Source organism: Pseudomonas sp. NBRC 111132, assembly GCF_001320565.1.
GTDB lineage: Bacteria > Pseudomonadota > Gammaproteobacteria > Pseudomonadales > Pseudomonadaceae > Aquipseudomonas > Aquipseudomonas putida_P.
Map to the genome: position 1 here is coordinate 1 of NZ_BCBI01000057.1, position 22,110 is coordinate 22,110.

A 22,110-nucleotide genomic window follows, 5' to 3' on the forward strand; every position below is an offset into this window, starting at 1 on the left:
CGCAAGCGGCGGTAGCCCTGACCCGCGCCTGAACCCTCTGCAACAAGCTTTCAAGGCCGGACTGACGCCGCGTGCGCCGTCCGGCCTTCGTCTTTTGAAACATTTGCTTTCATTTTAAAAGGCAGGTTTTCAATTCTCATTCGTCCTTATCAGTACAGCCCTCTTTGGTTGGGCACACGCTCGACCACCCATTGCAGAAGACCGTCTGATGGCCAAATCACCGAAAAAATCCAAATCCAGGCTGTGGTTCCTGGTCCACAGCTGGCTTGCCTTGCCGATCTGGTTCTTTGTCCTGATCGTCTGCTTCACCGGCATGCTTGCCGTGGTCAGCCAGGAAATCGTCTGGCTGGCCGACTCGGCCGTGCGCGCCAACAAGCCAGACGCGGACGTGCAACGCATGAGCTTCCAGCAGGTGCTGGAAGCCTTGCACAAGGCCGAGCCGGATATGGTCGTGGACCGGCTCAGTCAACCCGATGGCTCGCACTTCGCGGTAAAGGCCAATGTCACCCTGCCAGACGGCACCAGCCCGACGCTGTACGTAAACCCCTACACCGGCGCCATCCAGGGCAAGACCCCTGACTTCAACTTCGAAGCCTTCACCCGGGCCCTGCACGGCTGGTGGCTGGTGCCGTTCACCAATGGTTTCAGCTGGGGCTGGTACCTGGTGTCGCTGCTCGGCCTGCCGATGCTGGCCTCGCTGGTCACTGGCCTGGTTGTGTACAAAAAGTTCTGGAAGGGCTTTTTCAAACCCGTGCGCACCGGCCATGGCTCGCGGATTTTTTGGGGTGACTTGCACCGCCTGGCCGGGGTGTGGTCGATCTGGTTCATTGCGGTGATTTCCATCACCGGCACCTGGTTCCTGATCCAGGCGATACTGTTCGACAACCACATCACCATTTCCAGCCGGCCCATCGTGCCGGTGATCGCCCGTGAGGACGTGCCGCAAACGCCAGATGGCAGCCCTGCCCCGCGCATCAACCTGGATGAAGCTGCGCGCATTGCCGGCCTGGCGATCCCAGGGCTGGAGATCAACTCCGTCTCGCTGCCCGCCACCGCCTACAGCCACGTCACCCTGTCTGGGCCAGGCTGGTACCCGTTGATGTTCCAGAGTGCGTCGGTGAACCCGTATACAAGCAATGTCGACAGCCAGTTCGAAATCAGCGACCGCTCGGCCCTGGAGTTCGTCACCGAATCCATGCGCCCGCTGCACACTGGCGATTTTGGCGGCCTGCCGATCAAGCTGATCTGGTTCTTCTTCGGCCTGGTCCTCACCTTGATGGTGCTCAGCGGCCTGCTGATCTGGACCAAACGCACCGCCCAGGCCACCGCCGCCGCCCTCAAGCGCAGCGAGCGAGCACCCCGTGCGGCGCGCAGTGAAACCACCGTGGAGATCCATTAATGAGCCAGGCCCAAGCCCTGCCCACCAGCCCGCTGAAGCAGCTTTGGCTGAAGTGGCGTTTTCACCTGAATATCCTGCTGATCCTGATTCCGCTGGGCTTCATGCCCAAGTACTTCGCCGACGCCAAGCTGTTTCGCGGTGACGCCGGCCTGGGCGCCAATGTGATCAGCGACATCCAGGTCGGCCCCTACAGCCTCGACCTGGCCGAACTGCGTGACGAAGCGCCACGCGCCGATGGCCCGGCCGGCTTCTTCAAGTCGTTCAACGCATCGCTGTGCAAGGCCTGCATCAAGGACGTCAAAGCGGCCTACCTGCGTATTGGCAAGCCTCGCAGCCTGCGCGCCGCCGGCACCATCTTCTTCGGTGCACCGTACAACATGGGCACCTCACTGCCGATTCCACCACGCACCAAACCCGACGCGCAGATCTGGATCACCCTGGAAGGCTGGGACGGCAGCATGCACCAGGCGTCAGTCCCCCTGGCCAAGGCATCGCCAGCCACCGTGGCCTGGCTCGAGAAACAAGGAGGCAAGAAATGAAAAACCTGATGCGCACCCTCGCCCTGCCCTTCATGGTACTGGCCGCCGGCCCCGCCCTGGCGCACAACCCGATGTGCGAATGCGAAGCGCTGGCCAGCGGCCAGGTCAAGTGCACCGGCGGCTTCTCGGACGGCAGCGGTGCCCCTGGGGTGACCCTGGATGTGATCGGCTATGACGAACAGGTGCTGGTCGGCGGCAAGCTTGGTGACGATTCGACGCTGACCTTCAAGCGCCCGGACGGTGAGTTCTATGTGCTATTCGACGCAGGCCCCGGGCACGTGGTGGAAGTCGACTACGCCGACATCGCCCAGCCATGAGCCGCGCCCAAGTGATTCGCCCGGCCGGCGCCGGGCACGAAACCCTGTACGTGCTGCTGGCCAGCCTGTTGATCGTGGTGCTCGCCGCCAGCGTGGTGCTGCTACGCGGTGAGCGCGAGGACGAACAGACCATCGCCAGCCACCAGATCGACGCCCGCCGCGACCTCACCGCCGCCGAGCAAGGCCTGTACACCGACTTGCGCGTGGCCTTCGACGAAATCCAGCTGCTGCGTGAAGAAAATGGCGTCGTACCCAGCGTGCAGGCCCTGGCCGAGGAAGGCCTGCCACCGTTCGTGGTCGATGCCGGCAGCCAGAGCCGCGGCGGCCACCAATGGTCGTGGCTGGAGCCCGGCGCCTACCTGGGCCGCAGCCAGGCCCCCGAGGTCGCCGGCAGCCTGCTGCTGATCCTGCCCGCCGACAGCACCGGCCAGGCCGATGTCTGGCTGCGCCGCGACAGCGCCGCCGTGATCCCGGACGACCTCGGCCAGGCCACCCTGATCGCCGCCGGTTGGCAGCAGGTCGTCAGCCATTACGACGCCGGGGTTACCCGCGAACACCGTCACTGAACCCAAGGACTCCCCCATGCTCCGCTCCGCCCTCGCCCTGCTCCTGGCCTTTGCCCTGCCGTCACTGGCCCTGGCCGATAACGGCAAGCCGCTGCGCATCGGCATCACCCTGCACCCCTACTACAGCTACGTGAGCAACATCGTCGGCGACAAAGCCGAAGTGGTGCCGTTGATTCCAGCAGGCTTCAACCCCCACGCCTACGAGCCACGGGCCGAGGACATCAAACGCATCGGTACGCTGGACGTGGTGGTGCTCAATGGTGTCGGCCACGACGACTTCGCCGACCGCATGATCGCCGCCAGTGAAAAGCCCGGCATCACGACCATCGAAGCCAACCAGAACGTACCGTTGCTGGCGGCCACCGGCATTGCCGCACGCGGCGCCGGCAAGGTGGTCAACCCGCACACCTTCCTGTCCATCAGCACCACCATCGCCCAGGTCAACAACATCGCCCGCGAACTGGGCAAGCTCGACCCGGACAACGCCAAGCTGTACACGCAAAACGCCCGCGCCTACGCCAAGCGCCTGCGCGCCCTGCGGGCCGAGGCCCTGGCCAAGGTCACCGAAGCCCCAAGCGCCACGTTCCGCGTGGCGACCATCCATGCTGCCTACGACTACCTCGTGCGTGATTTCGGCCTGGAAGTGACCGCAGTGGTAGAACCGGCCCATGGCATCGAGCCCAGCCCGGCGCAGCTGAAAAAGACCATCGACCAGCTCAAGGCACTGGACGTGCGGGTGATCTTCTCGGAAATGGACTTCCCGTCGGCCTATGTCGAAACCATTCAGCGTGAGTCCGGCGTGCGCCTGTATCCGTTGACCCATATCTCCTATGGCGAATACACCAAGGACAAATACGAGGTGGAAATGAAGCGCAACCTCGACACCGTGGTCCGTGCCATTCAGGAGAACCGCGCATGACCGTAGCCGCCAACCTGCTGGCAGCCTGCGGGCCACGCATCGAGTTCGCCGGTATCAACCTGACGCTAGGCCGCACCCGCATCCTCGAACAGGTCAGTTTCAGCGTTGCCGCTGGCAGCGTGCACGCCATCGTCGGCCCTAATGGCGGCGGCAAGAGCTCGCTGATCAAGACCCTGCTGGGGCAGATGCCGCATCAGGGACAACTGACCCTGCATTGGCCGAACGAGCGTGAGGTGATTGGTTATGTGCCGCAGGCACTGGAGTTCGACCGTGGCCTGCCGATGACCGTGGACGACTTCATGGCCGCCATGTGCCAGCGCCGCCCGGCCTTCCTCGGCCTGTCGCGGCGTGTGCAACCGGCTATCGACGCGGCCCTGGCGCGGGTCGGCATGCTCGACAAACGCAAGCGGCGCATGGGGGCGTTGTCGGGTGGTGAGCGCCAGCGCGTGCTGCTGGCCCAGGGCCTGATCCCCGAGCCGCAGTTGCTGGTGCTGGACGAACCCATGTCGGCGCTCGATGAAGCGGGTATCCAGGTGTTCGAACAGTTGCTGCATGGCTGGCGCCAGGCTGGCACAACCGTGCTGTGGATCGAGCATGACCTGGAAGCTGTGCTGCGCCTGGCCGACCGAGTGACTGGCCTGAGCCGCCAGGTACTGTTCGACGCCCCACCCGCCCAGGCCCTGACCCCAGAGCGCCTGCTCGGCCTGTTCTCCGTTCACCCGCGTAGCGAGAGCCTTGCCTGATGAGTTTTGAATTCTTTCGCCAAACGGTCCAGGACTGGGCGACTGCCGGCTACCTGCCCGAGGCGCTGGCCTACGGCTTCGTGGTCAACGCCCTGCTGGCCGGCCTGATGATCGGCCCGGTGCTCGGTGGCCTGGGCACCCTGGTGGTGGTCAAGCGGTTTGCCTTCTTCTCCGAAGCGGTCGGCCATGCCGCGCTGACCGGCGTGGCCATCGGCATCCTGTTGGGCGAGCCCTACACCGGCCCCTACGGCAGCCTGTTCGGCTACTGCCTGCTGTTCGGCATCCTGCTCAACTTCCTGCGCAACCGCACCGGGCTGTCGCCGGACACGTTGATTGGCGTGTTCCTGTCGGTGTCGCTGGCGCTGGGCGCCAGCCTGCTGTTGATGCTGGCAGGCAAGATCAACGTGCATATCCTCGAAAACGTGCTGTTCGGCTCGGTGCTGACCGTCAGCGGCCAGGACCTGGTGGTACTGGGCATCGTCGCAGTGCTGGTGCTGGCCTTGGCCTTGCCACTGTACAACCGCATCATGCTGGCCAGCTTCAACCCGCAACTGGCGGCTGTGCGTGGGGTGGCGGTGAAAACCCTGGACTATCTGTTCGTGGTGCTGGTGACCTTGGTAACCGTGGCCGCAGTGAAAGTGATCGGTGCCATCCTGGTCGGTGCGCTGTTGGTGATTCCTGCCGCCGCCGCTCGCCTGGTCAGCCAGTCGCTCAAGGGCTTTTTCTTCCTGTCGGTGCTGATTGCCACCATCAGCACCCTGTTCGGCATCCTGTTGCCGATCGTGTTCGACCTGCCGGTGCCGTCAGGTGCCGCGATCATTCTGGTCGCCGGTCTCTGTTTCGCCCTGGCCGCCCTGGCCCGCGCCCTCGTTCCCCGCCTGCAAGGAAACCTGGCATGAACTTCAAACGCCTGACCCTGGCACTAGCCCTGGCCGGCCTGCCATCGCTGACTTTCGCCACGCAAGTGCTGACGACCCTGCCCGTCACTCACAGCCTGGCCAGTGCCCTGCTCGGCGGCACCTCGGTACAGCTCAAGCAGGCAGCACCGGCCAACCTGCCGGCCAGTCGCCAGCCGTCATACTTCAGCGGGCGTGGTGGCGCCAGCCTGCACAAAGCCGCACAGCAAGCGGATGCGGTGATCGGCGTGCGCTCGATCTGGCGTGACGACCCGCTGTACCCGATGGCCCGGCGCAGCAACATCCGTATTGTCGAGATCGATGCTGCGCGGCCGGTGGACGGCGCGCTGCCAGGTATTGCGGTCACGGGTGACGATGCCTATGGCGCCTACCCCTGGCTCAACCCGACCAACCTCGGGCGCATGGCCGATGTAGTAGCCAATGACCTGGAGCGGCTGGCACCGGACGAAAAGACGAAGATCCAGGGCAACCTGGCAGGGCTCAAGCGCCAGTTGCTGGAGCTATCGGCCAGCAGCCAGACGCGTCTGGCCAAGGTCGACAACCTGACGGTGGTGAGCCTGTCCGAGCGATTGGGCTACCTGGCCAGCGGGTTGAATCTGGACGTGGTGGAGCAGCCGCTGCCAGCCGAGTGGGATGCTGCCGCGCTCAAAGCGCTAGGTGAAAACCTGAAAGCGCAGGATGTGGCACTGGTGCTGGACCACCGGCAGCCAGACCCCGCGGTGGCAGAGGTGATCGAGGCGGCCGGGGCTAAGCTGGTGGTGGTTGAGAGTGACCCTGAGGATGCGTTTGCAGGGCTGAAGGCTAGCGTGGAGCAGGTGGTTGGGGCATTGGGCGAAAGCTGATGTCGCCTGTGCTGGCCTCTTCGCGGCTAAAGCCGCTCCTACAGGGACCGCGCAACCTTAGGGTCCGGCCACATTCCTGTGGGGGCGGCTTCAGCCGCGAAGAGGCCGTTACAGGCAACGCACTGCTACCGCTTCATGCACCGCTGGTAACGCTCATCCACCCGCCCTGCGAACCACGCGGTAGTCAGCTTGCGAGTGATCTTGGGGCTCTTCAGTTCAATCCCCGGCAACACCGCCCGTGGCACCGGCTTGCCAGTCTTGGCATCCGCCAGGGCAAACACCCCACTGTAGAGCTTGCTGTCCTCGAACGCCAAGCTGTCGCCCTCCTCCAGCTGGCTGCGAATCTGCGGGTTACGCAACCCCAGCTTCACCCCAAGCTTGCGCGCCACGAGCTCAGTAGTGCCTGGCATGATCGAGCCCAGCGCGATCAAGTCACCGTCCAGGGCCAGCGGCGCACCCGTTACTCTGCTCAACGCCGCCTGGAACGCCGCATTGCGGCTGGCGTACCAGCCCGCGTTGAAATCGGCAAAGCGATAAAGCTGGCGCTCGTAGTTGGCCGGGTAGCCCAACAGGTGGGCAATACCGAAGTACATGCCGCCGCGCCGGGTGAACACTTCCTGGCGAATCGTACCGCCATGGCTGTAGGGGTAATCCGTTGCATGCTTTTCGGCAAAGTCGATGCTGACCTGCATCGGCCCGCCGGTGTGCACCGGGTTCAGCCCGTCCAACAGGGTTTTGCCCAACGGCACGCGGGCAATGACCTCGTCGTACAGTTCGCTCAACTGCTTCTCGCTGCGCACTGCCTGCAAACGCTGCTGGTAGCTCTGGCCGTTACCCGAAGGCGCCTTCAGCGCACCGTCGACCAACAGTTTGGGAATGTGCAGGCGTGCAGCGCGGCGGTCGATTTCCTCGCGGGCGATACGCCCCAGGTTGGGCACCTGCGGATCGGCCGTGAAGGTCGATTCCTGCTCGGTTACCGCCAGCACTGCGCACAGGTTGCTTTTGCTGGGGGCTATGCGCTGCGCTGCAAAGGCCACTTGAATATCCTGGGCCCAACCCTCGCGATCCTTGGCCTGGGCAGGCAGCAATCGCAGCAGCTGTGCGCGGACCTTGGCCGGGTCCGCTTCTGGCGCTTCTTCACGACGCCCGGCGCAGCCTTGCAGCAGCGCCAGGGCCATCACCCCCACAGCCAGTGCCCGACCGTTCAGGGCTGTTCACCGACCAGGTAGGTTTTGCTGATGTGGCGGAACAGCGGATGGCTGGCGCTGCCCAGCAGTTCGAACAGCACCATCTCACGGGTCACCACTTGCGCCCCGGCGGCACGCATGCGAGCCAGGCCTGCCGCCTTGCTGGCCGAGGTTCGGCTGTCGCAGGCATCTTCGACCACGAACACCTGCTTGCCCAGCCCCAGCAGGCCGAGCACGGTCTGCAGCACGCAGACGTGAGTTTCCATGCCACAGACGATCACCTGCTCACGCGCCATCAGGCTGGCTGGCAGACACTGCGCGGCCACGCAGGAAAAGTGGCTTTTCTCCACCACCTCGGCGGCCGGTGCTGCGGCCAGCAATTGCGCCAGGGTATGGCCCAGGCCCTTGGGGTACTGCTCGGAAATCACCGTCGGCAGTTCCAGCTCGGCAGTCGCGGCCAGCAACCAGCGGGCCCGCGCCCGAGTGCCTTCGGGGTCGCTCATGGCGCCGATGAGTTTTTCCTGGATGTCGACGACCAGCAGCGTGGCCTTGAGTGGATCGATCAGCATTGTCTGCCCCTTGCCTGGGAAAAGCCCTAGCCTCCCCCAGGCAAGCGGTGACGTCAATCAGGCGGACAGCCGAAGCGGCTGCAACGACGCGGTCAGCGCGTCGAGCACGCGGTCTTCATGCTCATGGATGAAGAAGTGCCCACCTGGGAACATCTGCAGCGAGAACTTGCCGTGGGTTTCCTTGCGCCAGGCCTGCAGTTGCTCGTCGCTGGCCCGGTCATCCACGCCACCCAGCACATGCAGTGGGCACTGCAACGCCGGCCGCTGGCGGTAGGCGTAGGTGCCGCACAACAGAAAGTCGGCACGCAAGGTCGGCAAGGTCAGGCTCATCAACTCGGCGTTCGCCAGCACTTCCTCGGGCGTACCCTGAAGCTCGCGCAACTCGCTGATAAGCTCGGCGTCGCCCTTGGGCTCGCGCCAGCTCTTGCCGTCGTAGTCCTCACGCCGCGTGGGTGCCGCCGTGCCGCAAGCGAACAGCGCCAAGGGTGGCGGGCAGCCCAAAGCTTGCAGTTCATGGGCCAGCTCGAAGGCCAGCAGCGCGCCCAGGCTGTGCCCAAGCAGCGCATAGGGGGCGCTGGCCGCCAGGCGCTGTTCGCGGGCCAGTTGCCGGGCCAGGGCTTGCATGTCGGTGTGCAGCGCCTCGGCCATGCGTGCGCCCCGCCCCGGCAGCTCTACCGGGCGCACCTGCAACCACGCTGGCAGCTTGCGCCGCCAGCGGCTGTAGACCATGGCGCTGGCGCCGGAGTACGGCAGGCACAGCAGGTTCAGCGTGGTCACTGGGCGGCGGCTTCGGCCATTTTCTGGCGCAAGCTCAGCGGGCGCATATCGGTCCAGACCTCATCGATGTAGGCCAGGCAGTCCTTCTTCAAGCCGCTCTTGCCCACCGCACGCCAGCCGTTGGGGATGGCCTTGTAGTCGGGCCAGATCGAGTATTGCTCTTCGTGGTTGACCACTACCTGGAACTGGATATCGTCGCGGTCGAAAACGGAAGTCATTGCCTGTCTCCTTGAATGATGAGTACCGCTGCGGGCTTCGCGCAGGGGGGCTTTCAAGTAGACGTGGGAGGCTTCGGAAAAATTAAGGCGCTATGGTTTGTTTGCGCCGCCATGTGCATGACTCACTCCTCTCTCAACCGTCACGCAGCAGGTCGTAGGTATCGAGCAGGCGGTAGGCGACCTGCGGGTTGCGCTCCAGCCCACGCCGAATGGCCGCCGGGATCGACTGCCTGGTTTTGCGGCATAGCCCCGGCTGATCATCCAGTTCGATGACGATGCCGCGCATGGTGCGCACTTCGTTGAAGCCGGGGGCGATGTGTACGCGGATGCCGAGGTTGTCGTACAGACGCTGCTGCAGGCGCTGCAGGTCTTCGAGGTCCTTGAGGTTTTCCAGGCGTTCGAGCAGGCGCTTTTCTTCCTGGCGGGTCAGCAGGAGGATGCGTTGGGCGGCCTGCGGGTGTTCGACCAAGTGTTCCCGGCCGCAGTCGCAGGCGCCAGGGGGGCAAGGTTGGCGTAGAGGCGGTGGTGTGGTCATGGAGCAAGCATAGCCCGGCAAAGGCCTCTAAAAAAACTTTCCTGCCAGGATAAAAAATTTCACAAACATCTAGACCATCACCCCTCATATCGCCTATAAATCTCCAAAAGGAAATTTATATTCCTAACAAGAAACACCCTTCGCACCGTCGCGAATCTTCTTTTGCCCTTGTGCCCGACCTGCCCCACTCCATCACGAGGCCTATCCGACATGCATCCCGCTCCCGATCACTTCATCCTGCGCGTCAGTTGCCCGGCCGTGTCCGGCATCGTCGCTGCGGTGACCACTTACCTGGCCGAGCACGGTTGCTACATCAGCGAGATGGCGCAGTTCGACGACGAGGACAATGGGCGCTTCTTCATGCGCGCGGTGTTCCGCTTCAACACCGGTGTCAGCGGCGACACACCACAGCTGGAGGCTGGCTTTACCGACGTGGCCCAGCGCTTCGACATGCAATGGAGCCTGCACAGCAGCGCCCGGCCGATGCGTGTGCTGCTGATGGTGAGCAAGTTCGACCACTGCCTGTCCGACCTGTTGTACCGGCATGCCAAGGGCGAACTGGACATGCAGATCACCGCCGTGGTCTCCAATCACCTGGACCTGCGCCCCATGGCCGAGCGCCAGGGCATTCGCTTCGTTTACCTGCCGGTCACCAAGGACACCAAGGCCGAACAGGAAGCCGCACTGCTGCGTATCGTCGAGGACACCGGCACCGAACTGGTGGTGCTGGCGCGCTACATGCAAATCCTCTCCGATGACCTGTGCCGCCAGCTGTCGGGCCGGGCGATCAACATCCATCACTCGTTCCTGCCCGGTTTCAAAGGCGCCAAGCCCTACCACCAGGCCTATCAGCGCGGGGTAAAACTGATCGGCGCCACCGCCCACTACGTGACCCGCGACCTGGACGAAGGGCCGATCATCGAGCAGGAAGTGCAACGCGTGGACCACGCCTATGCCCCGGACGCTCTGGTGGCCATCGGCCGCGACACCGAGACCATCGCCCTGTCCCGCGCGGTGAAATACCACCTTGAACACCGGGTATTCCTTAACCACGACCGCACGGTGATCTTCAAATGAACGCACTTACCAGCCTCAAGCTGATCGACGGCAAGGCCACCGCCGCGCGTGTGCTGGCCGAGGTACGCGAGCAGGTGCAGGAACTGCGCCAGGGCGGCGTGCAACCGGGCCTGGTCGTGGTGCTGGTGGGTGCCGATGCCGCCAGCCAGGTGTACGTGCGCAATAAAGTGCTGCGCGCCGAAGAGGTGGGCATCCGCTCGCAGGAACATCGCCTGCCCGCCGACACCACCCAGGCCCACCTGCTGACCTTGATCGACCGCCTGAACCGCGACCCCGAGGTGAACGGCATCCTCGTGCAACTGCCGTTGCCCGCGCACATCGACGAGCATTGCGTATTGCAGGCCATCAACCCGCTCAAGGACGTGGACGGCTTCCACAGCGAGAACGTCGGTGGCCTGGCCCAGGGCCGCGATGTGCTGACCCCGTGCACCCCCAGCGGCTGCATGCGCCTGCTGCGCGACGCCTGTGGCGAGCTGCGTGGCAAACATGCGGTAGTGGTCGGCCGCTCGAACATCGTCGGCAAGCCCATGGCTGCCCTGCTGTTGCAGGCCGACTGCACGGTGACTGTGGTGCATTCACGCAGCCGCAACCTGCCCGCGTTGTGCCGCCAGGCCGACATCCTGGTTGCCGCAGTGGGCAAGCCACGGCTGATCGGTGCCGATTGCCTCAAACCCGGTGCGGTGGTGATCGACGTCGGCATCAACCGCATCGATGAAGACGGCCAAAACCACCTGGTCGGTGATGTCGATTTCGCCGCTGCCCTGCCCCAGGTCGCCGGCATTACCCCGGTCCCCGGCGGCGTCGGCCCGATGACCATCGCCTACTTGATGAAAAACACCCTGCTCGCCCTCGACCTGCAACAACAGGCCGTCCACCAGGAGCGCACCGCATGCCTTTCGCCCTGCTGAAATACGGCCTGAGCGCCGACTACCCGGTGGAGGTCGACCTGCCGCCACCGTGCGAACTCAAGCCACGCTATGACGTGGTGATCATCGGCGGCGGCGGCCACGGCCTGGCCATCGCCTACTACCTGGCCAAGTACCACGGTGTGACCAACGTCGCCGTGCTGGAAAAAGCCTACCTGGGGGGCGGCAACACCGCGCGCAACACCGCCGTGATCCGCTCCAACTACCTCACCAGCGAAGGTGTGCGCTTCTACGCAGAATCGGTGCGCATGTTCCAGAACCTGTCGAACGAGTTCGACTTCAACATCATGTATTCCGAGCGCGGCCAGCTTACCCTGGCGCACACCGACGCCACCGTGCGCGCCTTCCGCCAGCGCGCCGAAGTGAACAAGCACTTCGGCGGGCGTAGCGAAATGATCGATCGCCAACAGATCCGCGAGCTGGTGCCCAGCCTGAACCTGGACCCCGGCCACCTGCCGGTGCTGGCGGGCCTGTGGCACATCGACGGCGCCACCGCGCGCCACGACGCGGTGGCCTGGGGCTACGCCAAACAGGCAGCCAGGCGCGGCGTGCAAATCCACCAACTGACCGAAGTGCAGGACTTGCTGATCCGCAATGGCCGCATCGAGGCGGTGAAGACCAACCGCGGCACGGTGCAATGCGGCTGCGTGGTCCAGGCCGTGGCGGGTGCCAGTTCGCTGTTGATGGCAAAGGCCGGCATCCGCGCGCCGATCCACACCTACCCGCTGCAAGCCATGGTCACCCAGCCCTTCAAGCCGTTTCTCGACCCGCTGGTAAGTTCGTCGGCGCTGCACTGCTACGTGCAGCAGACCAGCCGAGGCGAAATCGTCTTCGGCGGCGGCTCCGACCCTTACCCGCTGTACAACACCCGCTCCACCCTCGACCTCAAGGAAAGCCTGCTGGCCCACGCCATCGAAATGTTCCCGTTCATGGCCAACGCCAAGCTGATGCGCCAGTGGGCCGGGATGACCGATATGACCCCGGACTACAGCCCGATCATGGGCCTGTCACCGGTGCAGAACTACTACCTGGATGCTGGCTGGGGCACCTGGGGGTTCAAGGCCACGCCGATCTGCGGCAAGACCATGGCCGAGCTGGTCGCCAGCGGCGGCAAGGTGCCCGAGCTGATTGCCCCCTTCGCCCTCGAGCGCTTCAGCCGCTTCCAGCAAGTCAACGAAATGGGCGCCACTGCGGCCAGCCACTAGGAGCACATGACGATGAAAATCCTGACCTGCCCCTTGAACGGCCCGCGCAACATCAGCGAGTTCACCTACGGCGGCGAGTGCAAGCACATGCCCGACCCGGCCAACTGCAGCGATACCGAGTGGGCCGACTATGTGTTCAATAGCGACAACCTGGCCGGGGTGGTGCTCGAGTGGTGGCTGCACAACGCTTCCAGCTACTGGTTTCTGGCCGAGCGCCACACGGTAAGCGACCAGGTGCTGCGCACCTTCGACCCGAAAGCACTGTTCGACCGCCGCGTCGACTTCACCCCCGCCGCCACCCCGGAGATCGCCGGATGAACAGCCACACTCGCCTCCCCGCGCCCATGGGCCTGCTGATCGACCGCGAACGCCCCTTGCGTTTCCAGTTCGACGGCCAGGCCTGTTCGGGCTTTGCCGGTGACAGCATTGCCAGCGCCCTGCTTGGCAGCGGCCGCTGGTTGCTGTCGCGTTCATTCAAATACCACCGCCCACGCGGCCCGCTGAGCATGGCCGGGCAAGATGCCAACACCCTGGTGCAACTGCCTGAGGAACCCAACGTGCTGGCCGACCTGGAAGCCGCCCGCGACGGGCAGGTGGTCGAAGGGCAGAACTTCAACGGCAGCCTGGAGCACGACCGCGACGCCTACCTGGGCAAGTGCTCGCGCTTCATGCCGGTGGGTTTCTATTACCGCTCGTTCTACAAGCCCAAAGGCATGTGGAAGGTGTGGGAGCCGCTGATTCGCAAAAAAGCCGGCCTGGGCGTGCTCGACCAAGGCTTCAAGCCACAGTACTACGACAAGGCCTACCTGTTTGTCGATGTCGCCGTCATCGGCGCAGGCCCTGCCGGCCTGCGCGCGGCGCTGGACGCGGCCAATGCCGGGGCCAAGGTGTTGCTGATCGAGCAACAGCCCGTGCTTGGCGGCTCGCTCACCTACGCCCGCTTTGACATCGCCGGCACGCGTGCCGCCAGCCTGCGTCAGGAATTGCTGGCAGCCGTAGAGGGTCACCCGAACATCCAGGTGCTGCTGGACGCCACCTGCAACGGCTGGTTCACCGACCACTACCTGCCAGTGATCCAGCACAAGCGCCTGTACAAGGTGCGTGCCGGCCGTTGCCTGGTGGCGGCCGGTTCGTTCGACCAGCCGGTGGTGTTCCGCAACAACGACCTGCCCGGTGTGATGCTGACCAGCGCCGCACAGCGGCTGATGAAGCTGTACGCGGTCAAACCGGGCCAGCGCGCAGTGATCCTGACCGGCCACGATGACGGCTACCTTGCCGCGCTCGACCTGCAGGAACAAGGCGTGGCTGTGGCTGCTGTGGTCGACATGCGCACCGCGCCGGCCGATGCCACGCTGGCCGCCGAGCTGAAGCACCGCGCTATCCCTGTGCACCAGGGCAGCACGGTGTACGAAGCGCTGCACGAAGCGGGCATGCGCCATGTCAATGGCGTGGACATTCGCCCAATCACCGGCCAGGGCAAGGTTGGCCCGCATGGCCTGCGCCTGGCCTGCGACCTGTTGTGCATGTCGGCAGGCTACATGCCGGTGTACCAGTTGCTATGCCAGGCCGGTGGCAAGCTGGCCTATGACGTCAACCGCGACGAGTTCGCCATCAGCCACCTGCCAGCCGGACTGGATATCGCAGGCTCGGTGAACGGCCGCCATGCGCTAGGCAACGTGCTGGCCGACGCCACCCGTGGGGCGGCCGAAGCCGTGGCCGCGCTGGGCCTGCAAGCGCCGGTGCAGCCGCTGTTCAACGCCGAGGCCAAGGTCAACTTCCCCTGGCCGATCTTCCCGCACCCCAAGGGCAAGGATTTCGTCGATTTCGACGAAGACCTGCAGGTGCGCGACATCGTCAACGCCACCCGCAGCGGCTACCGCGATGTGCAACTGGTCAAACGCTTCTCCACGGTCGGCATGGGCCCATCCCAGGGCCGCCACTCGGCACTGCCCACCGCGCGCCTGGTGGCCCATGCCACCGGCCGCAGCATCAGCGAGACCGGCGTGACCACTGCCCGCCCACCGTTCCAGGCAGAAAAGCTGGCACACATTGCCGGCCGCGCCTTCGACCCGTACCGGCAAACGCCAATGCACTGCCGCCACCTGCAAGCCGGGGCGAACATGATGCCCGCCGGCATCTGGCAGCGCCCGGCCTACTATGGCAAGCCGGAGGAACGCGATCGCTGCATGCAGGAAGAAGCCCGGCATGTACGTGAAAAAGTCGGCCTGATCGACGTCTCCACGCTCGGCGGCCTGGACGTGCGTGGCCCGGATGCGGCCGAACTGCTGGAACGCCTCTACACCTTCGGCTTCGCCAAACTGCCTGTTGGCCGCACCCGCTATGCGTTGATGACCAACGAGCACGGCGTGGTCATCGACGATGGTGTCTGCGCACGCTTGGGCGAGCAGCACTTCTACGTGACCGTCACCACCAGCGGCGTCGACCGCATCTACCAACAGATGCTGAAGTGGAACGCGCAGTGGCGCCTGGACGTGGACATCACCAACGTCACCGCTGCCCTGGCCGCCGTCAACCTGGCCGGGCCACTGTCACGCCAGGTGCTGGCCAAGGTGTGCGATGACGTAGACCTGGCCGCCGGAGCCTTCCCTTACCTGGGCGTACGCCAGGGCAAGGTGGCAGGCATTGCTGCACGTATCCTGCGAGTCGGCTTTGTCGGTGAGCTGGGCTATGAAGTGCACGTACCAGCGCGCCATGCCGAGCGGCTGTGGGATACCTTGATGCAGGCGGGTGCCGGGTTGGGCATTCGCCCCTTCGGCGTCGAGACCCAACGCCTGCTGCGCCTGGAAAAAGGCCACGTGATCATCGGCCAGGACACCGACGGCATGACGCACCCGGCGGAAATCGACATGCAGTGGGCCATCGGTCGCAAGAAGCCGTTCTTCGTTGGCAAGCGCTCGATCGAAATCCTCGAAGCACAGCCGCTCAAGCGCAAGCTGGTCGGTTTCACGCTGCCCAAAAGCAGCCCGCGACCACTGGAGGGGCACCTGGTGCTGGACGGCCGGGACATCAGCGGTAACGTCACCTCCTGCGAGTACTCGCAAACCCTGGGGCAGATCATCGGCCTGGCCTATGCCGGCGCCCACCAGGCCAGCCCCGGCATGCTCATCCCGATTCGCACCGACGGTGGCGTGATGGTCAATGCCAAGGTGGTAGCGCTGCCGTTCCACGACCCCGACAACCTGCGCCAGGAGCTCTGAGCCATGACCCATTTGCAAGCCGAAGCGTTTATCCCTCGCAACCCGCGAGCCGAACTGCTGCACACCTGTGCGTTGACTGACTTGACTGCGTTGGCGCGGGTTGGATTTCGCGGCGCAGACAGCGCCGCCTACCTTCAGCAACGTGGATACCGTTTGCCCACGCAGCCGAACCAGGCCGTGCGTCAGCATGATGGAAGCTGGGTGGCGCGATTGTCGCAGGCCGAGTACCTGCTGCTGGGCAGCCTGGCCGACGATGGCGCACGGGTGGCGGGTGTAGAGGCCGAGTGGGTGCAGGGTGCCCAGCGCAATTACCTGCTGCCGCGCCAGGACAGCCATGCCTGGCTACAACTGTCGGGGGTGCATGGCAGCGCGGTGATGGCCAAGTTATGTGGGGTGGATTTGCGTACCGGGGCGTTTCCGGTTGGGGCGGTGGCGCAGACCTCGGTGGCGCGGATCAATATGATTGTGCTGAATGTAGGCAGTGATGAGCGGCCGGCGTTGCAGCTGCTGTTTGATCGGGCTTCGCTGGCGTATGTGTGCGAGGCGGTGCTGGATGCCATGGGTGAGTTTGGTGGGGGGATGGTCTAGCGGGGGTGCTCGCCGCATGATTTTTGGCGCCTGGGAGATCGAGCGCCGCGCGAAAACTGTACAAAAATTTTCTTCTGTATAGATTTATCCAGAGACCTGCACTATACCTTGTACAACAAATTAATTTTGTACAGGTATTGTGCATGTCCACCTACCTGCAATCCTTCGCCGAACGCTTTGCCACGCTGGATACGCACAACCTCGACCTGTTGGGTGACCTGTACAGCGAAGACGTCGCCTTCCGCGACCCCTTGCACCAGTTCACCGGGCTTCCCGCGCTGCGGGCTTATTTCGCCCAGCTGTACGCCAAGGTCTCCGACTGCCACTACCGCTTCGAGGGCACCGACGAACTACAGCCGGGCCATGGCTACATTCGCTGGACGTTGCACTATCGCCACCCGCAACTGGCCAGCGGGCAACTGATCCGCCTGCAAGGCTGCAGCCACCTGCGCTGGCATGAGCGGGTGTATTTTCACCAGGACTACTTCGACGCCGGTGCCCTGCTGTACGAACATCTGCCGATCATGGGCAGCGCGATTCGCTGGCTCAAAGGCAGGCTGGCATGAGCCGTTGCTGGCTGACCGGTGCCAGCAGTGGCATGGGTGCCGCGCTGGCGTTGCACCTGCTGGAACAAGGCCACCAGGTAGCGTTGGGCGCACGCCGGGCAGACAAGCTGACAGCACTGGCCGAACGGTTTCCGGACCAGGTACTGCTGGCAGTCGGCGATATCGATCAACCTGGGCAAGTGGCGCGAATCGCCGAGCAGATCGAGCACGCCTGGGGCGCACTGGACCAAGTGATTCTCAATGCGGGCACTTGCGAGTACCTGGAGCCTGGGCACTTCGACCCTGCCCTGATCGACCGAGTGATACGCACCAACCTGACCGGCACCAGCTTATGCCTTGCCGCCGCCCTGCCCTTGCTGCGCCACGGCCAGCGGCCACACCTGGTGGTCATGGGCAGCTCGGTGAGCTGGCTGGCATTGCCGCGTGCGGGTGCCTATGGTGCCTCCAAAGCGGCATTGCGGTACCTGGTCGAGTCCCTGCGCATCGACCTGGTCGGCGAAGGCATCGATGTCACCTTGGTCTGCCCCGGCTTCGTCGACACGCCACTGACCCGCCGCAACGACTTCCCTATGCCCCAGCTGTGGAGCGCCGAGCGCGCCGCCGCCCATATCATCGCGCGCCTGCCACACCGCCCGCTGGAAATAGCCTTCCCCGCCACCTTCACCCTGGTGCTGCGCCTGCTAGGTGCACTGCCGGCGCGCTGGCGCCTTAAGCTGGGCCGCCGCCTGGCGCGCCAACCACAGGGCTGACCCATGCGTATCGCCATCATCGGTAGCGGTATCGCCGGCCTCACCTGTGCCCACCTGCTGTCACGTCGTAACGAGGTCACGGTGTTCGAGGCCGCGAACCGGGTCGGCGGGCATACCCATACCGTCGATGTGCAGTGGCAGGGCCAAGGCTACTCGATAGACACCGGTTTCATCGTCTTCAACGACTGGACCTACCCGCACTTCATCCGCCTGCTCAAGCATCTGGGTGTCGCCTCGCGCCCCACCGAGATGAGCTTTTCGGTGCATGACCCGCGCACGGGGTTCGAGTACAACGGCCACGACCTGGTCACGCTGTTTGCCCAGCGGCGCAACCTGCTGTCCCCGCCATTCTGGGGAATGCTGCGCGATGTGCTGCGCTTCAACCGCGAGGCCACCGCCGACCTGAACCAGCAACGGATCGAGAGCGCCACCACGCTGGGCAGTTATCTGCATGCCCAAGGCTATGGGCGGCGCTTCATCGACCATTACATCGTGCCGATGGGGTCAGCGATCTGGTCGATGTCGCCGGCCGATATGCTGGGCTTCCCGTTGCAGTTTTTCGTGCGGTTCTGTAACAACCACGGCTTGCTGTCGGTCAACCATCGCCCGCAATGGCAGGTTATCGACGCAGGCTCACGCGCATACCTCAGGCCTCTGTGCCAGCCCTTTGCCGAACGCATCCGGCTGAGCTGCCCGGTGCATCAGGTAAAACGTGACGACCTCGGCGTGACGGTTACCTGGGCCAGCGGTAATGAGCGATTCGACAAGGTGGTATTTGCCTGTCACAGCGACCAGGCACTGGCCCTGCTGGTACCGCCAAGCGAACATGAGCGCGCCATCCTGGGTGCCATCCACTACGCCAGCAACGACGTGGTGCTGCATACCGACACGCGCCTGCTGCCACAACGGCGCAGGGCCTGGGCCAGCTGGAACTACCGCCTGGGCGGCAACGCGCAGGCGCCTGCCGCACTCACCTACAACATGAACATCCTTCAGGGCATCAAGGCGCCGGCCACGTTCTGCGTAAGCCTCAACCAGACCGCGCAGGTGGACCCTGCACAGATACTTGCCCGCTTCGAGTATGCCCACCCGCAGTACAGCCTTGACGCCCTGACGGCACAGGCTCGGCAGGGCGAACTGCAGGGGCGTTTGCACAGTTATTACTGCGGCGCCTACTGGGGCAATGGTTTTCACGAAGACGGGGTGCTAAGCGCGCTGAACGTCGCCCAGCACTTTGGAGAACAGTTGTGAACAGCAACCTGTGCCAGGGCTGGCTGAGCCACCGGCGGCTGAGCCCACACTACCATGCGTTTCGTTACCGGGTTGGCATGTTTTACCTGGATCTCAACGAACAACCCCAGCTCCTGCGCCTGTCCCGCTGGCTTGGGAGCTCCCGGCTGGCCCCCCTGTGCTGGCGTGAAACCGACTATCTGCCGGCGCTGACCCGCCAGGGCAGACCACTGGCCGAGGCCGCACGGCTGATGGTCGGTCAGGCTATCGGCCAAGCACCCGAAGGCGCCGTGCACCTGCTGACCCAACCGCGCTGCTGGGGGCTGTCGTTCAACCCAGTGAGTGTCTATTTCTGCCATGACCGGCAAGGCCAGCTCGCGGCTATTTTGCTGGAAGTGCGCAACACCCCCTGGCGTGAACGTTTCCACTATGTACTGCCCGTGAACGATGGCCTGAGCCAGACATTTACCCTGGCCAAAGCCTTCCATGTCTCGCCGTTCATGCCACTGGACATGGACTACCACCTGCAGTTCGCCCTCGATGCACAGCGGGTGCGCATCCACATGCAGAACTGGCGCGCCGGGCACAAGGTGTTCGAAGCCGACCTGGCGCTGCAACGTCAGCCGCTGGACCGCGCGGCCTTGCAGCGGCACATCCTGAGCTTTCCGTGGATGAGCCTGCGCACCCTCTCCGGCATTTACTGGCAGGCCCTGCGCCTGCTGCTGAAACGTACCCCTCTACATGACCATATCGCCAGCCAGCACGACCTGGCATTCGGCCAACCTGCCCGCGAGGAGCCCGACCATGCCCGAACCGACCCTGAGCGTTAGCAAATCGGCAAGCATTGCCCCGCTGCTCGGCGGCCTGGCCAGGCGCGCAGTGCTCGCGCAGTTGCGCCAACTGCGCCACGGCAACCTGCGCCTGATCTGCCAAGGCCAGCAATGGACGTTCGGCAACGTTGCCAGCCCGCTTTACGCGGAAGTGGAAGTGATTGATGACGCCGCCTGGGGCCTGGTCGCCGGCAATGGTTCGATTGGTGCCGGAGAAGGCTATATTCACGGCTACTGGCGCAGCTCGGACCTGGCCGCTGTCACCCGGTTGTTCGTTGCCAACCTGGATGTTCTCGATGCCATGGAGGGCGGCCTGGCACGCCTGGCGCGCCCGGCCCTGCGCCTGCTGCACCGCCTCAACCGCAACAGCCGGCGCGGCGCGCGGCGCAATATCCTGGCGCATTACGACCTGGGCAATGACCTGTTCGAGCGCCTGCTGGACCCCACCATGATGTACTCCGCTGCGCAGTTCGACAGCCCCGGGCAAACCCTGGAGCAGGCCCAGACCAGCAAGCTGCGACGCATCTGCCAGAAACTTGAACTCAAGCCCGACGACCATCTGCTGGAGATCGGCAGCGGCTGGGGCAGCCTGGCCATCCACGCCGCACTGCAGCATGGCTGCCGGGTCACCACCGCCACGCTCTCGGCGGCGCAGTTCGCCCATACCCTGCAGCGGGTCAAGGCCCTGGGCCTGGAGCAGCGCATCACCGTACTGCTCGAAGACTATCGCGACCTGCGCGGGCGCTTCGACAAGCTGGTATCGATCGAAATGATCGAAGCTGTCGGCCACCGCTACCTGCCGACCTACTTTCGCCAGTGCGCGTCGCTGCTCAAGGATGATGGCCTGATGCTGGTGCAAGCCATCACCATCCGCGACCAGCGCTACGCCCAGGCCAGGCGCTCGGTGGATTTTATCCAGCGCTATATTTTCCCCGGCGGCGCCTTGCCTTCGCTGAGCGTGCTGCTGGACACCGCCAGCCGCCAGACCGCGCTGAACCTGGTACACCTGGAGGATTTCGGCCAGGACTACGCGCGCACGCTGCGCCATTGGCGCGACAACCTGCGCCTGGCGCGCTCGGAACTAACGATGCTGGGGTATGACGATACCTTTCAGCGCTTGTGGGAGTTCTACCTGTGCTATTGCCAGGGCGGTTTCGAAGAACGCACCATCGGCGTGGCGCAACTGCTCTGGGCCGGGCCACAGGCGCGCAAGGCACCACTGCTGGCCCTGTGCTGAGGTAAACCTATAGTTGCACCAACCGCTCACGCAAGAAGTCGACAAAACCCTGCACCGGCCGCGCTACCTGCCGGTGCTGCGGATACACCGCTGATAACTGCAACGCCGGCGGCGTCCATTCTTCAAGCACACTCACCAGCCGCCCATCCGCCAACGCCTGGCCAACGATGAAGGTCGGCAGGTAGGTCACCCCCATGCCGGCGATGGCCGCATCCCTGAGCAACTCGCCGTTGTTGGCACGCATGCGCCCTGTCACCTGAATCGCCTGCGCCTTGCCGCCCTGGCGAAACTGCCACTGCACCTGTCGCGAATGCCCATAGGGCAGGCAGTCATGCCCGGCCAGATCCTCCGGTATTACTGGTACTGCCCGCGCCTGCAGGTATGCCGGACTCGCGCAGTAGACGCGCTCGACATTGGCAATACGCCGCGCAATCAGGCTGGAGTCCTCCAGCGCGCCAATGCGCAGCGCCAGGTCGTAGCCCTCGCCGATCAGGTCCACGGCGCGGTCGCTGAGGTCCACCTCTACATCTACTTGCGGGTGCAGTTGAAGAAACTCGGTCAGCAGGCAACCCAGGTGCGACATGGCGAACGACAGCGGCGCACTCAGGCGCAAGGTGCCGCGCAAGGCCTGGGCCTGGCCGCTGATGTCGTGCTCTACCTGCTGCACCTCACCCAACAAGCGCAAGGCCGACTGGTAGTAGTGCTGGCCCAGCGGTGTGGCATCCAGGCGCCGGGTGGAGCGGTTGAGCAGGCGAACGCCAAGGCGCTCCTCGAGCTGCATCAGGCGTCGACTGACCGATTGCTTCGACATGCCCAGGCGGTCGGCGGCGGCGGTGAAACTGCCAGCCTCCATGACCTGGGCGAAGATCCGCATGTCTTCGTAAGGGTTCATTGTCTCGCTCATAGTGACAGTCAAACGCTTTATAGCGGCTTTTTCCTGCAAGTGCACCTGCCTA

General features: G+C 64.4%; 25 protein-coding genes. 19 read left to right on the forward strand and 6 right to left on the reverse strand.

What is annotated here, in order from left to right:
- The first annotated feature begins 208 nt into the window (after positions 1 to 208).
- Genes APH35_RS22445 through APH35_RS22480 form a run of 8 tightly spaced genes read left to right on the forward strand, consistent with a single transcriptional unit; the run spans position 209 to position 6,242 of the window.
- Positions 209 to 1,399, forward strand: a complete 1,191-nt coding sequence (locus APH35_RS22445; protein ID WP_060515546.1) for a PepSY-associated TM helix domain-containing protein — start codon at positions 209 to 211, stop codon at positions 1,397 to 1,399.
- The gene (locus APH35_RS22450; protein WP_060515547.1) at positions 1,399 to 1,938 is read left to right on the forward strand and encodes a hypothetical protein; all 540 of its coding nucleotides are present in this window, start codon (positions 1,399 to 1,401) and stop codon (positions 1,936 to 1,938) included. Before APH35_RS22445 ends, APH35_RS22450 begins: the two co-directional genes overlap by 1 nt.
- Positions 1,935 to 2,255, forward strand: coding sequence for a hypothetical protein (locus tag APH35_RS22455; protein ID WP_012271768.1), 321 nt, complete (start codon positions 1,935 to 1,937; stop codon positions 2,253 to 2,255). The genes APH35_RS22450 and APH35_RS22455 overlap by 4 nt, the downstream gene beginning before the upstream one ends.
- On the forward strand, positions 2,252 to 2,821 hold the full coding sequence (locus APH35_RS22460; protein ID WP_012271767.1) for a DUF6162 family protein: 570 nt from the start codon (positions 2,252 to 2,254) through the stop codon (positions 2,819 to 2,821). The genes APH35_RS22455 and APH35_RS22460 overlap by 4 nt, the downstream gene beginning before the upstream one ends.
- A gap of 16 nt (positions 2,822 to 2,837) precedes the next feature.
- The gene (locus APH35_RS22465; RefSeq protein ID WP_012271766.1) at positions 2,838 to 3,740 is read left to right on the forward strand and encodes a metal ABC transporter substrate-binding protein; all 903 of its coding nucleotides are present in this window, start codon (positions 2,838 to 2,840) and stop codon (positions 3,738 to 3,740) included.
- On the forward strand, positions 3,737 to 4,483 hold the full coding sequence (locus tag APH35_RS22470) for a metal ABC transporter ATP-binding protein (RefSeq protein ID WP_060515548.1): 747 nt from the start codon (positions 3,737 to 3,739) through the stop codon (positions 4,481 to 4,483). Before APH35_RS22465 ends, APH35_RS22470 begins: the two co-directional genes overlap by 4 nt.
- On the forward strand, positions 4,483 to 5,382 hold the full coding sequence (locus APH35_RS22475; protein ID WP_060515549.1) for a metal ABC transporter permease: 900 nt from the start codon (positions 4,483 to 4,485) through the stop codon (positions 5,380 to 5,382). Before APH35_RS22470 ends, APH35_RS22475 begins: the two co-directional genes overlap by 1 nt.
- Positions 5,379 to 6,242, forward strand: coding sequence for a metal ABC transporter substrate-binding protein (locus APH35_RS22480; RefSeq protein WP_060515550.1), 864 nt, complete (start codon positions 5,379 to 5,381; stop codon positions 6,240 to 6,242). The genes APH35_RS22475 and APH35_RS22480 overlap by 4 nt, the downstream gene beginning before the upstream one ends.
- Before the next feature lie 125 nt (positions 6,243 to 6,367).
- On the opposite strand, the gene APH35_RS22485 is transcribed toward APH35_RS22480, so the two are convergent.
- From APH35_RS22485 to APH35_RS22505, 5 genes are all read right to left on the reverse strand, one after another.
- Positions 6,368 to 7,450 (reverse strand): DUF1615 domain-containing protein, encoded by a 1,083-nt coding sequence (locus tag APH35_RS22485; RefSeq protein ID WP_374701353.1) that lies wholly within the window; start codon positions 7,448 to 7,450, stop codon positions 6,368 to 6,370.
- Positions 7,447 to 7,998: a hydrolase gene (locus APH35_RS22490; protein ID WP_012271761.1), complete on the reverse strand. Its 552-nt coding sequence runs from the start codon at positions 7,996 to 7,998 to the stop codon at positions 7,447 to 7,449. Before APH35_RS22490 ends, APH35_RS22485 begins: the two co-directional genes overlap by 4 nt.
- A gap of 57 nt (positions 7,999 to 8,055) precedes the next feature.
- Positions 8,056 to 8,775 carry a thioesterase II family protein gene (locus APH35_RS22495; protein ID WP_060515552.1) on the reverse strand — a complete coding sequence of 240 codons (720 nt, stop codon included), beginning with the start codon at positions 8,773 to 8,775 and terminating at the stop codon, positions 8,056 to 8,058.
- Positions 8,772 to 8,993 carry an MbtH family protein gene (locus APH35_RS22500; protein WP_003256222.1) on the reverse strand — a complete coding sequence of 74 codons (222 nt, stop codon included), beginning with the start codon at positions 8,991 to 8,993 and terminating at the stop codon, positions 8,772 to 8,774. Before APH35_RS22500 ends, APH35_RS22495 begins: the two co-directional genes overlap by 4 nt.
- A gap of 133 nt (positions 8,994 to 9,126) precedes the next feature.
- The gene (locus APH35_RS22505) at positions 9,127 to 9,528 is read right to left on the reverse strand and encodes a hypothetical protein (protein ID WP_012271759.1); all 402 of its coding nucleotides are present in this window, start codon (positions 9,526 to 9,528) and stop codon (positions 9,127 to 9,129) included.
- A gap of 210 nt (positions 9,529 to 9,738) precedes the next feature.
- On the opposite strand from APH35_RS22505, the gene purU reads away from it, so the two are divergent.
- From purU to APH35_RS22560, 11 genes are all read left to right on the forward strand, one after another.
- Complete coding sequence (purU, locus tag APH35_RS22510) at positions 9,739 to 10,605, forward strand: formyltetrahydrofolate deformylase (protein WP_012271758.1); 867 nt, start codon at positions 9,739 to 9,741, stop codon at positions 10,603 to 10,605.
- The gene (folD, locus tag APH35_RS22515; RefSeq protein WP_060515553.1) at positions 10,602 to 11,513 is read left to right on the forward strand and encodes a bifunctional methylenetetrahydrofolate dehydrogenase/methenyltetrahydrofolate cyclohydrolase FolD; all 912 of its coding nucleotides are present in this window, start codon (positions 10,602 to 10,604) and stop codon (positions 11,511 to 11,513) included. Before purU ends, folD begins: the two co-directional genes overlap by 4 nt.
- Complete coding sequence (locus APH35_RS22520; RefSeq protein ID WP_060515554.1) at positions 11,495 to 12,736, forward strand: FAD-dependent oxidoreductase; 1,242 nt, start codon at positions 11,495 to 11,497, stop codon at positions 12,734 to 12,736. The genes folD and APH35_RS22520 overlap by 19 nt, the downstream gene beginning before the upstream one ends.
- Before the next feature lie 12 nt (positions 12,737 to 12,748).
- A complete protein-coding gene (locus APH35_RS22525) occupies positions 12,749 to 13,054 on the forward strand; it encodes a sarcosine oxidase subunit delta (RefSeq protein ID WP_012271755.1) in 306 nt (101 codons plus the stop codon).
- Complete coding sequence (locus APH35_RS22530) at positions 13,051 to 15,954, forward strand: 2Fe-2S iron-sulfur cluster-binding protein (RefSeq protein WP_060515555.1); 2,904 nt, start codon at positions 13,051 to 13,053, stop codon at positions 15,952 to 15,954. Before APH35_RS22525 ends, APH35_RS22530 begins: the two co-directional genes overlap by 4 nt.
- Before the next feature lie 3 nt (positions 15,955 to 15,957).
- Positions 15,958 to 16,542, forward strand: a complete 585-nt coding sequence (locus APH35_RS22535; protein ID WP_060515556.1) for a sarcosine oxidase subunit gamma — start codon at positions 15,958 to 15,960, stop codon at positions 16,540 to 16,542.
- 143 nt (positions 16,543 to 16,685) lie between these two features.
- On the forward strand, positions 16,686 to 17,108 hold the full coding sequence (locus APH35_RS22540; RefSeq protein ID WP_060515557.1) for a nuclear transport factor 2 family protein: 423 nt from the start codon (positions 16,686 to 16,688) through the stop codon (positions 17,106 to 17,108).
- Positions 17,105 to 17,857: an SDR family NAD(P)-dependent oxidoreductase gene (locus tag APH35_RS22545; protein ID WP_012271751.1), complete on the forward strand. Its 753-nt coding sequence runs from the start codon at positions 17,105 to 17,107 to the stop codon at positions 17,855 to 17,857. Before APH35_RS22540 ends, APH35_RS22545 begins: the two co-directional genes overlap by 4 nt.
- Positions 17,858 to 17,860: 3 nt before the next feature.
- On the forward strand, positions 17,861 to 19,108 hold the full coding sequence (locus tag APH35_RS22550) for an NAD(P)/FAD-dependent oxidoreductase (RefSeq protein WP_060515558.1): 1,248 nt from the start codon (positions 17,861 to 17,863) through the stop codon (positions 19,106 to 19,108).
- A complete protein-coding gene (locus APH35_RS22555) occupies positions 19,105 to 19,917 on the forward strand; it encodes a DUF1365 domain-containing protein (RefSeq protein WP_012271749.1) in 813 nt (270 codons plus the stop codon). The genes APH35_RS22550 and APH35_RS22555 overlap by 4 nt, the downstream gene beginning before the upstream one ends.
- Entirely contained in the window at positions 19,892 to 21,154 is a 1,263-nt protein-coding gene (locus tag APH35_RS22560) for an SAM-dependent methyltransferase (RefSeq protein WP_060515559.1), read from the forward strand. The genes APH35_RS22555 and APH35_RS22560 overlap by 26 nt, the downstream gene beginning before the upstream one ends.
- Before the next feature lie 7 nt (positions 21,155 to 21,161).
- On the opposite strand, the gene APH35_RS22565 is transcribed toward APH35_RS22560, so the two are convergent.
- Positions 21,162 to 22,046, reverse strand: coding sequence for a LysR family transcriptional regulator (locus tag APH35_RS22565; RefSeq protein WP_060515560.1), 885 nt, complete (start codon positions 22,044 to 22,046; stop codon positions 21,162 to 21,164).
- Positions 22,047 to 22,110 lie beyond the last annotated feature (64 nt).

Coding starts and splice junctions, on each gene's coding strand:
- APH35_RS22460 (WP_012271767.1), top strand. CDS start 2,252: ATGAGCCGCGCCCAAGTGATTCGCCCGGCCGGCGCCGGGCACGAAACC.
- APH35_RS22525 (WP_012271755.1), top strand. CDS start 12,749: ATGAAAATCCTGACCTGCCCCTTGAACGGCCCGCGCAACATCAGCGAG.
- APH35_RS22545 (WP_012271751.1), top strand. CDS start 17,105: ATGAGCCGTTGCTGGCTGACCGGTGCCAGCAGTGGCATGGGTGCCGCG.
- APH35_RS22465 (WP_012271766.1), top strand. CDS start 2,838: ATGCTCCGCTCCGCCCTCGCCCTGCTCCTGGCCTTTGCCCTGCCGTCA.
- purU (WP_012271758.1), top strand. CDS start 9,739: ATGCATCCCGCTCCCGATCACTTCATCCTGCGCGTCAGTTGCCCGGCC.
- APH35_RS22445 (WP_060515546.1), top strand. CDS start 209: ATGGCCAAATCACCGAAAAAATCCAAATCCAGGCTGTGGTTCCTGGTC.
- APH35_RS22530 (WP_060515555.1), top strand. CDS start 13,051: ATGAACAGCCACACTCGCCTCCCCGCGCCCATGGGCCTGCTGATCGAC.
- APH35_RS22470 (WP_060515548.1), top strand. CDS start 3,737: ATGACCGTAGCCGCCAACCTGCTGGCAGCCTGCGGGCCACGCATCGAG.
- folD (WP_060515553.1), top strand. CDS start 10,602: ATGAACGCACTTACCAGCCTCAAGCTGATCGACGGCAAGGCCACCGCC.
- APH35_RS22560 (WP_060515559.1), top strand. CDS start 19,892: ATGCCCGAACCGACCCTGAGCGTTAGCAAATCGGCAAGCATTGCCCCG.
- APH35_RS22520 (WP_060515554.1), top strand. CDS start 11,495: ATGCCTTTCGCCCTGCTGAAATACGGCCTGAGCGCCGACTACCCGGTG.
- APH35_RS22505 (WP_012271759.1), bottom strand. CDS start 9,528: ATGACCACACCACCGCCTCTACGCCAACCTTGCCCCCCTGGCGCCTGC.
- APH35_RS22490 (WP_012271761.1), bottom strand. CDS start 7,998: ATGCTGATCGATCCACTCAAGGCCACGCTGCTGGTCGTCGACATCCAG.
- APH35_RS22535 (WP_060515556.1), top strand. CDS start 15,958: ATGACCCATTTGCAAGCCGAAGCGTTTATCCCTCGCAACCCGCGAGCC.
- APH35_RS22500 (WP_003256222.1), bottom strand. CDS start 8,993: ATGACTTCCGTTTTCGACCGCGACGATATCCAGTTCCAGGTAGTGGTC.
- APH35_RS22480 (WP_060515550.1), top strand. CDS start 5,379: ATGAACTTCAAACGCCTGACCCTGGCACTAGCCCTGGCCGGCCTGCCA.
- APH35_RS22540 (WP_060515557.1), top strand. CDS start 16,686: ATGTCCACCTACCTGCAATCCTTCGCCGAACGCTTTGCCACGCTGGAT.
- APH35_RS22550 (WP_060515558.1), top strand. CDS start 17,861: ATGCGTATCGCCATCATCGGTAGCGGTATCGCCGGCCTCACCTGTGCC.
- APH35_RS22455 (WP_012271768.1), top strand. CDS start 1,935: ATGAAAAACCTGATGCGCACCCTCGCCCTGCCCTTCATGGTACTGGCC.
- APH35_RS22565 (WP_060515560.1), bottom strand. CDS start 22,046: ATGAACCCTTACGAAGACATGCGGATCTTCGCCCAGGTCATGGAGGCT.
- APH35_RS22450 (WP_060515547.1), top strand. CDS start 1,399: ATGAGCCAGGCCCAAGCCCTGCCCACCAGCCCGCTGAAGCAGCTTTGG.
- APH35_RS22475 (WP_060515549.1), top strand. CDS start 4,483: ATGAGTTTTGAATTCTTTCGCCAAACGGTCCAGGACTGGGCGACTGCC.